Origin of the sequence: Candidatus Mycobacterium wuenschmannii (assembly GCF_030252325.1) — a bacterium.
Lineage (GTDB): Bacteria > Actinomycetota > Actinomycetes > Mycobacteriales > Mycobacteriaceae > Mycobacterium > Mycobacterium wuenschmannii.
On the sequence record NZ_CP126981.1, the window covers coordinates 3541016 to 3554586 of the forward strand.

The 13571-nt window shown below is 68.5% G+C and carries 18 protein-coding genes and 1 pseudogene; 14 read left to right on the forward strand and 5 right to left on the reverse strand.

Annotation, left to right across the window (positions count from 1 at the left end; genetic code table 11):
* Window positions 1–2: 2 nt before the first annotated feature.
* Both PT015_RS17005 and PT015_RS17010 read left to right on the forward strand, forming a co-directional pair.
* On the forward strand, window positions 3–341 hold the full coding sequence (locus PT015_RS17005; protein WP_285191149.1) for a metallopeptidase family protein: 339 nt from the start codon (window positions 3–5) through the stop codon (window positions 339–341).
* 127 nt (window positions 342–468) lie between these two features.
* Window positions 469–669, forward strand: a complete 201-nt coding sequence (locus PT015_RS17010; RefSeq protein WP_285185999.1) for a hypothetical protein — start codon at window positions 469–471, stop codon at window positions 667–669.
* On the opposite strand, the gene PT015_RS17015 is transcribed toward PT015_RS17010, so the two are convergent.
* A complete protein-coding gene (locus tag PT015_RS17015; RefSeq protein WP_285186000.1) occupies window positions 666–1334 on the reverse strand; it encodes a histidine phosphatase family protein in 669 nt (222 codons plus the stop codon). The two genes, PT015_RS17010 and PT015_RS17015, sit on opposite strands and share 4 nt — an antisense overlap.
* The gene (gene pheA, locus PT015_RS17020) at window positions 1331–2257 is read right to left on the reverse strand and encodes a prephenate dehydratase (protein ID WP_285186002.1); all 927 of its coding nucleotides are present in this window, start codon (window positions 2255–2257) and stop codon (window positions 1331–1333) included. Before pheA ends, PT015_RS17015 begins: the two co-directional genes overlap by 4 nt.
* 101 nt (window positions 2258–2358) lie before the next feature.
* Here pheA and PT015_RS17025 point away from each other — a divergent pair, with 101 nt between their 5' ends.
* The 4 genes from PT015_RS17025 to PT015_RS17040 all read left to right on the forward strand — a co-directional run bounded on the left by PT015_RS17025 (window position 2359) and on the right by PT015_RS17040 (window position 5651).
* On the forward strand, window positions 2359–3135 hold the full coding sequence (locus PT015_RS17025) for a DUF2470 domain-containing protein (RefSeq protein WP_285186003.1): 777 nt from the start codon (window positions 2359–2361) through the stop codon (window positions 3133–3135).
* 32 nt (window positions 3136–3167) lie between these two features.
* Window positions 3168–3926 (forward strand): CPBP family intramembrane glutamic endopeptidase, encoded by a 759-nt coding sequence (locus PT015_RS17030; protein ID WP_285186004.1) that lies wholly within the window; start codon window positions 3168–3170, stop codon window positions 3924–3926.
* Window positions 3907–4992 carry an LCP family protein gene (locus PT015_RS17035; RefSeq protein WP_285191150.1) on the forward strand — a complete coding sequence of 362 codons (1086 nt, stop codon included), beginning with the start codon at window positions 3907–3909 and terminating at the stop codon, window positions 4990–4992. The genes PT015_RS17030 and PT015_RS17035 overlap by 20 nt, the downstream gene beginning before the upstream one ends.
* A gap of 110 nt (window positions 4993–5102) precedes the next feature.
* Entirely contained in the window at window positions 5103–5651 is a 549-nt protein-coding gene (locus tag PT015_RS17040; RefSeq protein ID WP_285186005.1) for a ferritin, read from the forward strand.
* Here PT015_RS17040 and PT015_RS17045 read toward each other — a convergent pair.
* From PT015_RS17045 to PT015_RS17055, 3 genes and pseudogenes are all read right to left on the reverse strand, one after another.
* A complete protein-coding gene (locus PT015_RS17045; protein ID WP_285186006.1) occupies window positions 5648–6472 on the reverse strand; it encodes a glycerophosphodiester phosphodiesterase in 825 nt (274 codons plus the stop codon). The genes PT015_RS17040 and PT015_RS17045 overlap by 4 nt on opposite strands.
* A 136-nt stretch (window positions 6473–6608) precedes the next feature.
* Window positions 6609–7610 (reverse strand): annotated as a pseudogene (locus PT015_RS17050) (DUF4328 domain-containing protein); the annotation flags it as partial.
* Between the two features lie 32 nt (window positions 7611–7642).
* Window positions 7643–7987: a rhodanese-like domain-containing protein gene (locus PT015_RS17055; protein WP_285186010.1), complete on the reverse strand. Its 345-nt coding sequence runs from the start codon at window positions 7985–7987 to the stop codon at window positions 7643–7645.
* 480 nt (window positions 7988–8467) lie between these two features.
* Between PT015_RS17055 and PT015_RS17060 the strand changes: the two genes are divergently transcribed.
* The 8 genes from PT015_RS17060 to PT015_RS17095 all read left to right on the forward strand — a co-directional run bounded on the left by PT015_RS17060 (window position 8468) and on the right by PT015_RS17095 (window position 13569).
* Complete coding sequence (locus PT015_RS17060) at window positions 8468–8626, forward strand: hypothetical protein (protein ID WP_285186011.1); 159 nt, start codon at window positions 8468–8470, stop codon at window positions 8624–8626.
* A gap of 154 nt (window positions 8627–8780) precedes the next feature.
* Window positions 8781–9404 (forward strand): superoxide dismutase, encoded by a 624-nt coding sequence (locus tag PT015_RS17065; RefSeq protein WP_285186012.1) that lies wholly within the window; start codon window positions 8781–8783, stop codon window positions 9402–9404.
* 190 nt (window positions 9405–9594) lie between these two features.
* Window positions 9595–10128, forward strand: coding sequence for a peptidase (locus tag PT015_RS17070; RefSeq protein ID WP_285186014.1), 534 nt, complete (start codon window positions 9595–9597; stop codon window positions 10126–10128).
* 469 nt (window positions 10129–10597) lie between these two features.
* A complete protein-coding gene (locus tag PT015_RS17075) occupies window positions 10598–10996 on the forward strand; it encodes a transcriptional regulator (protein WP_285186015.1) in 399 nt (132 codons plus the stop codon).
* 94 nt (window positions 10997–11090) lie between these two features.
* Complete coding sequence (locus PT015_RS17080) at window positions 11091–11747, forward strand: DUF6474 family protein (protein ID WP_285186017.1); 657 nt, start codon at window positions 11091–11093, stop codon at window positions 11745–11747.
* Window positions 11748–11781: 34 nt separating this feature from the next.
* The gene (locus PT015_RS17085) at window positions 11782–12465 is read left to right on the forward strand and encodes a YcnI family copper-binding membrane protein (protein ID WP_285186019.1); all 684 of its coding nucleotides are present in this window, start codon (window positions 11782–11784) and stop codon (window positions 12463–12465) included.
* The gene (locus PT015_RS17090) at window positions 12462–12977 is read left to right on the forward strand and encodes a copper resistance CopC family protein (RefSeq protein ID WP_390887842.1); all 516 of its coding nucleotides are present in this window, start codon (window positions 12462–12464) and stop codon (window positions 12975–12977) included. The genes PT015_RS17085 and PT015_RS17090 overlap by 4 nt, the downstream gene beginning before the upstream one ends.
* A 91-nt stretch (window positions 12978–13068) precedes the next feature.
* Window positions 13069–13569 (forward strand): Rv3852 family protein, encoded by a 501-nt coding sequence (locus tag PT015_RS17095; protein WP_285186020.1) that lies wholly within the window; start codon window positions 13069–13071, stop codon window positions 13567–13569.
* Window positions 13570–13571 lie beyond the last annotated feature (2 nt).

Below are 13571 nucleotides of genomic sequence, written 5' to 3' on the forward strand. Positions count from 1 at the left end.
CGATGGATCCGAGGCGGTTCGACGACCTGGTCTCCGAGGCGCTCGACCTGATCCCGCCGAAGCTGGCGGCCGTGATGGACAACGTGGTGGTGCTGATCGAGGACCGTCATCCCGACGACGACGAGTTGCTCGGCCTGTACGAGGGCGTCGCGCTGACCGAGCGCGATTCGCACTACGCGGGGTCGCTGCCCGACACCATCACGATCTACCGCGAGCCGCTGCTGGAGATGTGCGACGACGACGAGCACGTGGTCGACGAAGTGAAGATCACCGTGATGCACGAGATCGCCCATCACTTCGGCATCGACGACGAGCGGTTGCACGAACTGGGTTGGGGCTAGCGCGGCGACGATGCGGCCCGGCACGGGCCGCTGAGGAGCCGGGCAATCGGAGCTAGCGCGGCGACGACGCGGCCCGGCACGGGCGCGGCGGCGCGGATCTGTCGGCTATCGGTGCTACAAACGGCGCGTGGACCCGAACTGCCGCGACTGCCGAGCGGGCCTGGAGCACTGCCACGGCACGCTGATTTACCACTGGCTGCACCGGTCGGAATGCACCGATGCCGACTGCGCCGGCCCGGAGTTGTTGCCGCACACCTTCGTCCTCGACTGCGACGCGGTGGGCTGCGACTGCGCGCGCGTCGACGCGCCCTCGGTCCTCGCCGGCTAACCCATCGGGTCGGCGGTCGAGTCCTCCCCGTCATCGTCGACGAACGGCGGCAGGTGCGTGCTCCACTGCTCGCAGGTCCAACCGTCCGCCCCGGCCGGCGCGAGGACCACGAACTCTGCGTTGGCCAGATGATGGTCGAGCGCGAAAGTGCTTGGCACCTCTGCCAATAACGCCGCGGTCAATCGGATGGCCGCCCCGTGACTGACCACCACGATGTCCCCGCTCCAGCCGTCATCATCCAGGTAGCGGGTGCGTAGCTCGTCCACCACGGGCAGATAACGGTCCAGCACCTGCTCGGCGCTCTCGCCGCCGGGCATCGCGACGTCGTGCTCGCCCTTGAGCCAGCGTTCGTAGACGGCGTGGAACTCGTCGACGGCGGCGTCGTCGTTCCGGTTCTCCAGATCGCCGGCCTGGACCTCGTGGATGCCGGTGACCTCGCGGGCGGGCACGCCGGCCACGTCGCCGATCTCCGCCGCGGTCTGCACCGCGCGGGTGGCGACCGAGTGCAGCAGCAGGGCGGGCGGCGCCGTCAGAGCCGTCGCGAAATCGCGGGCCTGCTCCCGTCCCAGCGGCGTCAGCTCCGCGCCCGGCGGCCGGGTGTCCAGCCGCTTGTCCACGTTGCCGAACGACTGACCGTGCCGCACCAACACCAGCCGACCGCTCACTGCGCCGACCCGTCGCGCAGTGCGTCCAGCCACCGGGTGGCCTCGTTCAGCTGTGGCGGTGGCGCCCCGGCAACCTCCCCGGTCGGCCAGGACCCCAGGTAGCGGACGTCCTCACACCGCTGATGCAGCGCCTTGAGCGCCTCGGCGACCGCGTCGTCGTCGACGTGGCCGACGCAGTCAAGGAAGAACACGTAGGTGCCCAATTCGGTTCGGGTGGGCCGCGATTCGATGCGGGTCAGGTCGATACCGCGAATGCCGAACTCGGTGAGCGTCGAGACCAGCGCGCTCGGGGCGTTGGCGATGCGCAGCACTACCGACGTGCGGTCGGCGCCGGTGCGCGCCGGTGGGCGACCGGGCCGGCCGACCAACACGAACCGGGTGCGCGCGTTGGCCTCGTCGACCACGCCGTCGGCCAGCGTCGCGAGGCCGCGATGTGCGACGGCCAGCGGTGAGCTGACCGCGGCATCCACCACTCCGTCGCAGACCTGTTGTGCCGCATCGGCATTGGAGATCGCCGGGCGCAGTTCCGCGGCAGGCAGATGGGCGGCCAACCACTGCCGCACCTGCGCCGCGGCTACCGGGAAGGCGGCCAGCGTGCGGACCTCGGCCGCCGTGCGACCGGGCTGGACGGCGATGCTGAACGACACGTCCAGCGTCAGCTCGGCGAAGATCTGCAGCGGCGTCCCGATCGCGAGGCTGTCCAGCGTCGGCATGATCGAGCCGTCGATCGAGTTCTCGATCGGCACGCAGGCGAATTCGGCGGCCCCGGACCGCACCGCGTCGAGCGCGGCGATGGTGCTGTCGACCGGTAGCGGCTGCCAGGAGTCCGCCGCGCCCCGCGGAAGCAGGCCGGCGGCCGTCATCTGCAACAGCGCCGCTTCGGTGAAGGTCCCCGCCGGACCGAGATACGCGATGCTGGCCACGACTGACAACCCTATCGGGTCGTAGGTCTTGCGCCGTCGGAGCGGATTTAGTTAAGTAAGGCTTACCTCACTAGTTCCTCCGCAAGCCAGGATGGTCAACGATGACACTCGCTCACTGCCCGGCGCCGACGACGGCCGAACGGATTCGCAGCACCTGCATCCGTGCCGGTGGCGCGCTGCTCGCAGTCGAAAGCGCCGAGCCGCTCACCACGCCCCTGCATCACCTGCTCGCCGACGGATCCTTCGCCGTCGCCGTGCCCGTCGACAGCGATGCCGACGGCGTGCAGGCCGTATTGGAGCTGGCCGACTATGCGCCGCTCCCGCTGCGCGAGCCGGTCCGCTCGCTCGTCTGGATCCGGGGCCGACTGCACCTGGTGCCGTCAGCGGAGGTCCGCGCGATGCTCGACCTGATCGCCACCGAGCGGCCGCACCCCGCGCTGCTGCAGGTCCGGACGCCGGAGTCGGGCCCGGTCGCCGAGGGCGACACCCAGTACCTGCTGGCCCGGCTCGAGATCGAGTCGGTCGTGGTCACCGACGCGACCGGCGCCGAAGCCGTCGACTCCGCGGCGCTGCTGGCCGCCCGTCCGGACCCGTTCTGCGCGTTCGAATCCTGCTGGATCCGCCACCTCGACACCGCGCACCGTGACGTGGTCGCACGGTTGGCCTCCCGGCTGCCGGCCCGGCTGCGGCGCGGTGACGTCCGTCCGCTCGGCATCGACCGCTACGGCATGCGGCTACGGGTGGAGAGCGCCGAGGGCGATCGCGACATCCGGCTGCCGTTCAGCACCCCGGTCGACGACGTGATCGGGCTGGGCAAGGCCATCCGCGTGCTGCTGGGTTGCCCCTTCGTCAACGGTCTGCGCGCGCGCCGGGACTGAAAGTCCTTGGCCCCGGCGGTTACCGTGTCGGGGTGGTTGCGCCCCTCAGCGACAGCGAACGCAGGCCACTGCGCATCGAGATCGCGATCGTGCTGTGCGTGACATTCGGCCTCAGCGCCGTCACCGCGGCGCTGCAGCTGGCGGACTCGGTCCTGCGCGGCCTGAGCTCGCAGAAAATCCCGCTCAACCCGAAGCGGTCCTACTTCGACCTGATCGACCTGGGCCTCAATGCGTCGATCGTCGTGCAGTTGCTCTCCTGGGGTGCGCTCGCGCTATACCTGTTGTGGCGCAACGGTTCAGCGCCCGCCGTGATAGGGCTGGCTCGGTTTCGCTGGCGGCCAGATCTGCTCGGCGGGGTGGGTCTGGCCGCGCTGATCGGGTTGCCCGGGCTGGGCCTCTATCTCGTCGCGCGAGCCCTGCACATGAACGCGTCGGTGATCCCGTCCGGCCTGGGCGACACCTGGTGGCGGGTGCCGATGCTGGTGCTCACCGCGTTCGCCGACGGCTGGGCCGAAGAGGTGATCGTCGTCGGCTATCTGCTCACCCGGCTGGGCCAACTTGGCGTCGGGTCGCGGGCGGCGCTGCTGTGGTCGAGTCTGCTGCGCGGCGCGTACCACCTCTATCAGGGGTTCGGGGCGGGCCTGGGAAACGTGGTGATGGGTTTGGTGTTCGGCTACGCCTGGCGGCGCACCGGCCGGTTGTGGCCGCTGGTGATCGCGCACGGCCTGATCGACACCGTCGCGTTCGTCGGGTACGCGCTGCTGGCCGGGCATCTGCGATGGCTGCACTGACGTGGACGAACCGCGAAGACGACCCCCTCCCCCGGGCATCCCGCCGCCCCGGCCGGTGGCACCGAACCGCCGCGGTATCCGTCGATCCACCGCACCGCGCCCGAAAAGGGCTTGGCTGCAGGTCATTTCGCTGAGCCTGGTGATCGCCGTGCTGCTGGGCAGCGCCGCGGCCCTGGGCGGCGCCCTGTGGCTGGAGACCGCGCTGCACCGGCAGACGGTGTTGAAGGATTACCCGGACCGGCCCGCCGGCGGACACGGCAGCACCTGGTTGCTGGTCGGCTCCGACAGCCGGCAGGGGCTGACCGTCGAACAGCAGGAGGCCCTGGCGACCGGAGGCGACACCGGCAACGGCCGGACCGACACGATCCTGGTGGTGCACGTGCCGGAGTTCGGGTCGAGCACACGGGTGACGATGGTCTCGATTCCGCGCGACTCGTACGTGCCGATCCCCGGCTACGGCCGCGACAAGATCAATGCCGCGTTCGCGATGGGCGGCGCAGCGCTGCTGGCGGAGACGGTGGAGCAGGCCACCGGGCTGCGGATCGACCACTACGCGGAGATCGGCTTCGGCGGGTTCGCCGGCCTGGTCGACGGCCTCGGCGGGGTCACCGTCTGCCCGACGGCACCGATCGACGATCCGCTGGCCGGTATCAATCTGCCCGCCGGCTGTCAGCAGCTGGCCGGCCGCGACGCGCTCGGCTACGTCCGCAGCCGGGCCACCCCGCGCGCCGACCTGGATCGGATGATCGATCAACGGCAGTTCATGTCGTCGTTGCTGCATCGCGCGACGAGCCCGGCCATCTGGCTCAACCCCTGGCGGTGGTACGCCGTGCCGCACGCCGCCGTCGAGGCGCTGACGGTCGACCACGGCGACCACGTCTGGGACCTGGCCCGGTTGGCGTGGTCGCTGCACGGCGCGACCACCGAAATGACCGTTCCCATCGGGGAATTCACCAGTACCGACTCCGGCTCGGTAGTGGTGTGGGATCACCAGAAGGCCGCCGCGCTGTTCGACGCGATGGCCGCCGATCAGCCGGTGCCGGCTACCGTGGGCGAACAGCCCTGAACGGCGTTGCGCCGCAGGTAAACCTAGCCTTCGTTTAGTTAGGCGACGCTCGCCTCAGTGAGTATTACCTTGGGTGACAAGGCATTTCATGCTCGTCTAACGTGGCCGACATGAACGACCACGACACCCACAAGACCAAGTTTCACGCCCTGCTGCACGAGCAGGTCTTCCACGAGTTCACCAATGCCCAGCAATACATCGCGATCGCGGTGTATTTCGACGGCGCCGACCTCCCGCGGCTCGCCAGGCACTTCTACGCGCAGGCCGTCGAGGAACGCAACCACGCGATGATGCTGGTGCAGTACCTACTGGATCGTGATGTGCGCGTGGAGATTCCGGGCGTCGACGGCGTGCGTAACTCCTTCGAGACCCCGCGCGAGGCACTGGCGCTGGCACTCGATCAGGAGCGGGTGGTGACCGAGCAGGTGAGCCGGTTGGCGGCGGTGGCCCGTGACGAGGGCGACTACCTCGGCGAGCAGTTCATGCAGTGGTTCCTCAGGGAGCAGGTCGAGGAGGTCGCTCTGATGACCACGCTGGTCCGCGTCGCCGACCGGGCCGGGGCCAACCTGTTCGACCTGGAGAACTTCGTCGCCCGCGAGATCGACCCGCAACAGGGTTCGGGCGATGCACCCGCCGCGGCCGGGGGCCGGCTCGGCTAGTGCGGGTCGGCGCCGGTGAGGCCGTCTTCCAGCCAGGCTTTCGCGCGGCCCGGGTAGTTGGTGGCCAACCAGGCCACCCCGATGTCGCGGCAGAAGCTGACGTCGTCGTAGTCGTCGACCGTCCAGCAGTACAGCGCGCGGCCCTGGGCCGCCGCGCGGTCGACGAGTTCGGGGTGCTCGCGCAGCGTGCCGATCGACGGCCCCACCGCGGTCGCGCCGATCGTGCTGGGCGCGCTGCTGCCGAGGTATCGGTGGCTGCGTCCGAGCAACACCGTCGGCAATAGCGGCGCCGCGCGCCGCACCCGCCACAGCGCCGCCGACGAGAACGACATCACCACCGCCCGCGACCTGTCGGCCGACGCGGGCGATGCGATCCCGTAGCGATGCAGCAGCGCCAGCACCTTGCTCTCGACCAACGCGCCGTAGCGGACCGGATGCTTGGTCTCGATGAACAGCTTGACCGGCCGCTTCCAGTCGAGCACCAGTGCGACGAGCGCGTCCAGGGTCAGCAACCCGGTGTCGCCGTGGGTGCCGTCGGCACGCCAACTGCCGTGCCAGGCACCGAATTCCAGCTCACGAAGCTGCGCCAGGGTCATCATGCTGACCAGGCCGGCGCCGGTTGATGTCCGGTCGAGTTTGCGGTCGTGTACGCAGACCAGGTGCCCGTCGCGGGTGAGCCGGACGTCGCACTCGACACCGTCGGCCCCTTCGCGCAGTGCGAGATCGTAGGCGGCCAGGGTGTGCTCCGGACGCGACGCCGAGGCCCCGCGGTGGGCGACTACGAACGGATGCCGGGCGACCACTTCCTCGGCATGCGGCATGTCTCTATGCTGCCGGTTCTTCACCCGGCAGCTCAACCGCTGAAGCAGATTCCGTCGTGGGCGCGGGGCCGTCGTGATCGTCGGCGACCACCACCCAGCGATGCGCGGGCCGCTCGACCGGCTTGCGCTCGAATGCCTCGAACAGCTTCGCCGTGGCGAGCACCGCGGCGAGCGCGACCAGGTAGGCGACGATCATCGCGACGGTGTTGTTGGCGATGCCCTGCGAGTCCGGCGCGCCGCTGGTGATCGACGCGAACACCGACGTGAGGCTGCTGAGCAACCACATCAGCCACCAGACCCAGATCACCTGGCGGAACTGGCCGTAGTGGTCTTCGGTCTTGGCCAGCTCGATCACGTAGACCAGCGCCCAGACCGAACCCACCAACGGCACGCAGGAGAACGTCACGCACGCCGCCATCAAAGCCCAGCTGGCCATGTGTTCGGTCAGTGCAGCGGCCACGGCGAAGGTGACGGCCAGCGCGATGGCGGCCGACGGCGGGAACAGCGTGCCGAACCAGAGCGCCCGTCGGCTCCGCGAATCCGTCCGCCCGGCGTGCTCGAACGCAGCGGCTCGGCGGGCGATCAGCCACTGGGTCAGCAGAAACGCGGTGGTCATGACGGCCGCGACGGCGGCCAGGCTGGCCAGCACGCTGAGCAGCGCCGCCGCGTCGGCCACCAGCCAGTTCAGCAACGTGTTGCGGTTGATCACCAGCAGCAGGTAACGCAGTGCGTGCACCAGGGCGGCGGCAGCGAGGGCGATGCCCGAGACGAACATCGAGCTGCGGATGGTGTCTGCCGTCGGCGCCTTGCGCAGGTCGCGCCCGGGCTCGGTGTCCTGATCGACCCGGTCCGCCAGCCCCCAACGCGGGATCGCGAGGTAGCGCGGCGTCGGCCCGAGCGGGCGGCGACGGCGACGCGGCGGCGGAGGCGGGCCGGGTCGCACGGCAATCCACCGGTATCCCGGTGGCAGTCGCGGCGCGGTGCGCGGGCCGGCACTCCAACCGGCGTGGGGATTCGACGACGGTGGCGCCTCGGTGGCCGACGGCGCCAACAACGTTCCGTTGCAGCGCGGACACCACGAACGCTGCTTGTCGCGGACATTCCAGCGTGTGCCGCACTGCGAACACACTTGAATCATCAGATCAGCCTAGCCGTGCGCAGGCGCGGAACTCAGATACTTCCCGCGCCGCCGCCGTCGGTGACGACCGGACGACCCGCCGCGGCCCAGGCCAGCATGCCACCGTCCACGTTGATCGGCTCGAAGCCGTCGCGGGCCAGGAACTCGGCCACTTTTGCCGAGCGTCCGCCCGCCTTGCAGACGACGTAGAGCGTGGCCGACCGGTCGATCTCGGCCAACCGGCCCGGCACCTCGCCCATCGGGATGTGCTGGGCGGCGGCGGCGTGGCCGCGTTGCCATTCATCGTTCTCCCGCACGTCCAGCAACACCGCCGACGGCCCGAACTCCGCGGGCAGATCGGCGACGGTCGTGTGTGCGAAAGGCGGTTCTGAACTCACGGTGTCGATCTTGGCACGCGCAGTCGAACGGCGCGATGCCGTGCTTCCAGCTAAAACCCGGTATCCACAGTTTCCACAGGTTTATCCACAGACGGTTTTGTCCGCCGGGTGGCCATTGCCGCACGTTCTCGGCCCCGCGCCGGCTGTGCGGTTGTGGATAACCCCCGTCGTTAACCAGTTCGTGATCGACAGGCTGGCCGGGCACTCAGCGAATTCTTAGCCGATCTCACGGTCCGCGAACCCACCCCGTATGGGCGATGTCACAGTGAACGGAGCCGTGTCGCTACCCGGCCGCCCCACCGGAGCCGTCCTTATTTGGCACACGGAAAACAACACCTTCAGCAACAATTCGCTGGTCAGCGGGTCGGGATCGGCGCAATTTCGCACCGGATACAGAAGGGGTTATGATCGCCAACACCGAGATCACTTGTGACTCATCTCACGGGGGAAGTAGTTGGACGAGCAGGCCGGAGCCATCCGATGACGACGCAGCCGTTTGGACCGCAGTCGGCGAGTTCGCCGTCGCATTGGTACACGACGTCGGCGACGTGCAACCGCTCCTACTTGCTGGCCGGCCTGCGCGCCGCCGTCATCGCCCTGGTGTTGCTGGCGGTGCTCGCCGTCATCGTTTGGTTCTGAAGTCATCTAGCCGGGTACTCGCCCGTCGCGTCCGTTCTTGCGGCATGCGCGGCGATGGAGCAGGGTTGACAACGACAAAGCCCACCCGCCGCAAACAGCCTGCGAACGGCCCGTCAGAGTAGATCCGAAACGATCATCACCAGGAAGGAAACTCGTGTCTGATTACACCTTGCCCGATTTGGATTGGGACTACGGAGCCCTGGAACCCCACATCTCGGGTGCGATCAACGAGCTTCACCACGACAAGCACCACGCCACCTACGTCAAGGGCGCGAACGACGCCGTCGCCAAGCTGGAAGAGGCGCGCAGCAAGGACGACCACTCGACGATCCTGCTCAACGAGAAGAACCTGGCTTTCAACCTGGCCGGCCACGTCAATCACGTCGTGTGGTGGAAGATCTTGTCCCCCAACGGTGGTGACAAGCCGACCGGCGACTTGGCGGCGGCCATCGACGACGCCTTCGGGTCGTTCGACAAGTTCCGCGCGCAGTTCAGCGCGGTGGCCAACGGCATCCAGGGTTCAGGCTGGGCGGTGCTGGCCTACGACAGCCTGGGCGACCGCCTGCTGACGTTCCAGGTCTACGACCACCAGACGAACTTCCCGCTCGGCGTCGTGCCGGTCCTGCTGCTCGACATGTGGGAGCACGCCTTCTACCTGGACTACAAGAACGTCAAGGCCGACTACACTAAGGCGTTCTGGAATGTCATCAACTGGGAAGAGGTGCAGAAGCGCTACGCCGAGGCCACCTCGAAGGCGAAGCACCTGATCGCCAACTGATTTCAGCTCTCGTTCGGGGCGTCGCGCGGTTCGCGTGGCGCCCCGAACCCCGTTTCGGACCGCCTCTCGCCGATTTGGTCGCCGTCCGTCAGTCGTGTCCGCTTGCGAGGGGTGCCAGGCTGCCGCATGCTGAGCGGATCGACCCACCGGCGTATCGCGGATACCCGAATCGACTGTGGCGGAGGGCGACATGGACGCTGGTGCAGGCCGAGCCATCGAGGTGGCTCCCTTCCATTCCCGTGGTGCCCTGAAAGGCTTTGTCATCTCCGGCCGTTGGCCTGATTCGACCAAAGAATGGGCGCAGTTGCTGATGGTCGCCGTGCGGGTGGCCTCGCTGCCCGGATTGCTCAACACCACAACGGTTTTCGGCGTTCGCGAAGAGCTGCCCGATGCGCCCGCCCCGGGCACGGTCGGACTGGTGCTCGCCGAAGGACCGGTCGTCGGCGAATCCGCCATCCGGCCGGGTTATTTCGCCGACCATCAACCACCCGCGTTGCTGATGCTGCATCCGCCGTCGGAGACGACGCCGTCGCTACCGGAGTGCAACGGCGCCGCATCGGGATGCGTGCTGCTGCCGGGTTTGCCGTACCTGGGCCTCGAGCACCGCGCGGCCTGGGTCGAGGCGGAGGCCGACGGCACCATCACGTCGATGGTCAGCCGGGTCGGCGTCGACCCGATCAGCCACCCCGACACAGCAATCCTGGCAATGCTGCTTGCCGCATAGTCGTTCCGACACCCGGACGCGTGATGGTGGCCGGTATGGCCGTCTCCTCTAGCGCTCCGACCGGGTTGACCGACGTTCCGGACGGCTCGTCCAACATGCGCCTAATATCCATCACCTAAATGGCCCTGAAAGCGGGCTCACAGCCGACTCTGCGGCTGTCTACAGCAAATCCGGTTTGCTTAGTGGTAACCGGCAATGCAGATAGCCACGGCCGCGTTTGTTAAGGGCGCACGTCGGGTCAATAGACCTCGAAGCGATGAAAGCTCGAACAATATCCTTAAAATATCATGTGTATACGCTGGACAACAGCACTCAAATAGCCAGCGACTACAGTCCAACCCTGGAAATATCGCCGGTGTCAATTTTCTCTTAGTTTTGCGCTTGGTTGCGGCGGCAACTCTGGTTACGATAGTCAGCAAATACTTTGAAGCGGTTTTTTCGATCTACCAACCCGGTGGAGGTCATATATATGAGCACGACATTTTCCGCCCGCCTGAACCGCCTGTTCGACACGGTGTACCCGCCCGGGCGCGGGCCGCATACGTCGGCAGAAGTCATTGCGGCGCTCAAGGCGGAGGGGGTCACGATGTCGGCTCCGTATCTGTCCCAGCTACGTTCTGGCAACCGCACCAACCCGTCGTCCACCACCATGGCCGCCCTGGCGAATTTCTTTCGGATCAAACCCGCCTACTTCACCGACGACGAGTACTACGAGAAGCTCGAGAGGGAGTTGTCGTGGTTGCTGGTCATGCGCGACGAGGGTGTGCGCCGCATCGCGGTGCGCGCTAGCGAGCTGTCCCCCGAGGCGCGTGACGACATCGCGCACCGGGTCGACGAGCTTCGCCGCAAAGAGCACCTGGACGCCTGACGCCGGTCGGCCCGACCGGTCCCGTTAGGGTTGGCCCATCGATGCCACACCGGCACCGCGACCGTCGACGAGATTCCGGGGAGGTAGTGCGCGAATGAGCCTCTTCGGCAAGCGAAAAACCCGCGCGACCCGTCGCGCCGAGGCGCGCGCGATCAAGGCCAAGGCCAAGCTCGAGGCGAAGCTGTCGGCACGCAACGAGGTGCGCCGGTTCAAGGCCGAACATCGGGCTAAGACAAAAGCTCTCCGCGAGCAGCTGAAGGCGCAGCGGGACAGCGACCAGAACGCGCTGAAGGTTGCCGAGACCAATCTCAAAGCCGTCCGGGAGGGCGCCCTGCTCTCGCCGACCCGGATCCGCCGGCTGCTGACGGTGTCCCGCCTGCTCGCCCCGATTCTGGTGCCCGTGGCCTATCGCGTCGCGATCGCGGCGCGGGGCCAGATCGACCAGCGCCGGGCCGACCAGCTCGGCGTTCCGCTGGCGCAGATCGGCCAGTTCTCCGGCAGCGGCGGACGGCTCTCGGCGCGCATCGCGGGCGCGGAGCAGTCGCTACGAACCGTGCAGGACAACAAGCCGAAGGACGCCGAGACCGCGGCCTTCGTCGACGCCATCTCCGCACGGCTGGCCGACCTCGCGGCGGCCGTCACCGCCGCGGAGAACATGCCCGCCGCCCGGCGGCGCGGCGCGCATGCCGCGATCTCCAGCCAGCTCGACGAGATCGACGCCGACCTGATGGCTCGGCTCGGTTTGGCCTGAGCCCGGCCCATTCCAGACAGGAGCTGCTCCCCCGATGCCCTCCCCGCGCAGGATCATTCGACGCAGCCTGATCGGAACCGCCGCCGCGGCGCTGCTGTACGCCGGACCGTTCGCCATGCTCGCGACGGCGTCGGCACACGTTCAGGCCAGCAGCGCAGACGCCACCCGGGGCGGCTATGCCACGGTCAGCTTTCAGGTGCCCAACGAATCGACGACTGGTGCGCCCACCACCACCGTGGCGATCGACCTCCCCGACGTGTCGGGGGTGAAGATCGAAGCCAAACCGGGCTGGGGCGCCCGGCTCGACCGTGACGGCGACAAGGTCAAGTCGGTGACGTGGACCGCGGCTCCGGACGCGGGCATTCCGGCCGACCAGTTCGACGTCTTCCGCATCGCGGTGAAGTTGCCCGACAGCGACTCCGTCAGTTTTCCCACGACCCAGACCTACGCCGACGGCGCGGTGATCAAGTGGGACCAGCCGGCCGCGGCCGGGGGCGCCGAGCCGGAGCATCCCGTACCGACGCTGAAGCTCAACGGCGGCTCGACGCCGAAGGTCGCCCACCATCCGGAGCCAACCGCGGCGGCGGCACCCCCGGAGGCATCGCCGTCGCCCCAGCCGCGCAAGGTCGTCGACACCACCAGCCGGATCCTGGCCGGCGCGGCCCTGCTGGTCGGCGCACTCGGCGTCGGTCTGGCGCTGATCGTGCGCCGGCCGTGACCCGTCGGGCACACCTCGTCGTGACGGCGCTGCTGCTCGCGGCGTTCGCGTTCACCGCGACGCTGACGGCGGGCGCCGCCGCCGCGCACGCCGCCCGGGTCGCGGCCGATCCAGCCGATCACGCCGCGATCAGCACCGGGCCGGTCCGGGTCAGCGCCACCTTCAACGAAGACCTGCAGACCACATTCGCGGCGATGACGGTCGTCGGGCCGGACGGCAACCTGTGGACCGCCGGCGAACCGCACGTGCACGGAACGGTCGTCAGCGTCGGCGTGCGCCCACTCGGCCCGGTCGGCGACTACACCGTCAATTACCGGGTGACCTCGGCCGATGGCCACGTCGTCGCGGGTGCGTGGTCGTTCCGGCTGACCGCTCAGGGCTCCGGCACACCCGGTCCGTCGGCTCAGCCACCCGGTGATTCGCCCGACGAACTGCCGATCTGGCCGTTCGTGCTGGGCGCGGTCATCCTGGTCGGCGGTGGCGCGCTGTGGGCCCTGCGAAATAAACCCTGAACAGGCCCGATCAACTACTTCCCTGGCGCTGGCATGATGGGTTCCAACCCTTCCGGCGCACGCGACGAGAAACGGCAAAGGAGCTCCCCGGATGGCACACCCGCAGGATCGCCCGCACGAGACGCCCGACCCCGCGCCTGAACCACCCCTGAGCACGCCCCCTCCACCCGAGCCCGCCGCGAAGCCCACGCCACCGCCGCCGGTCGCCGACACCTCGGCCAAGCCGGCGAAGAAGACGCCCGCCAAGAAGGCCCCCGCGAAGAAGGCGGCGAAGAAGACGCCGGCCAAGAAGGCGGCGGCCAAGAAGGCCGTGTCGAAGAAATCGCCCGCCAAGAAGACCCCGGCGAAGAAGGCGCCCGCGGCGAAGGCGGCCGCTACGCCGCCGGCCCCGGAAACCAACGGGCAGCTGAAGGCTGCGGCGAAAGATGCTGCCGCGCATGCCAAGTCGACGGTCGAGGCGGCCCGCAATCCGCTGCCCACCGCGCCGCCGGCCAGCACCGCGGGCAGGTCCCCGGTGGCGTTCGCGGTGGCCATCGCCATCAGTGTGTTGGCGGTGTTACTGATCCGCCAGCTGCGCCGCGACGATGACTAGCA

What these genes read in the sequence shown, in the direction of transcription:
- PT015_RS17060 (WP_285186011.1), top strand. Translation starts at nt 8,468, where the DNA reads ATGACGACGCAGCCGTTTGGACCGCAGTCGGCGAGTTCGCCGTCGCAT.
- PT015_RS17075 (WP_285186015.1), top strand. Translation starts at nt 10,598, where the DNA reads ATGAGCACGACATTTTCCGCCCGCCTGAACCGCCTGTTCGACACGGTG.
- PT015_RS17095 (WP_285186020.1), top strand. Translation starts at nt 13,069, where the DNA reads ATGGCACACCCGCAGGATCGCCCGCACGAGACGCCCGACCCCGCGCCT.
- PT015_RS17005 (WP_285191149.1), top strand. Translation starts at nt 3, where the DNA reads ATGGATCCGAGGCGGTTCGACGACCTGGTCTCCGAGGCGCTCGACCTG.
- PT015_RS17040 (WP_285186005.1), top strand. Translation starts at nt 5,103, where the DNA reads ATGAACGACCACGACACCCACAAGACCAAGTTTCACGCCCTGCTGCAC.
- PT015_RS17080 (WP_285186017.1), top strand. Translation starts at nt 11,091, where the DNA reads ATGAGCCTCTTCGGCAAGCGAAAAACCCGCGCGACCCGTCGCGCCGAG.
- PT015_RS17070 (WP_285186014.1), top strand. Translation starts at nt 9,595, where the DNA reads ATGGACGCTGGTGCAGGCCGAGCCATCGAGGTGGCTCCCTTCCATTCC.
- PT015_RS17025 (WP_285186003.1), top strand. Translation starts at nt 2,359, where the DNA reads ATGACACTCGCTCACTGCCCGGCGCCGACGACGGCCGAACGGATTCGC.
- PT015_RS17085 (WP_285186019.1), top strand. Translation starts at nt 11,782, where the DNA reads ATGCCCTCCCCGCGCAGGATCATTCGACGCAGCCTGATCGGAACCGCC.
- PT015_RS17045 (WP_285186006.1), bottom strand. Translation starts at nt 6,472, where the DNA reads ATGCCGCATGCCGAGGAAGTGGTCGCCCGGCATCCGTTCGTAGTCGCC.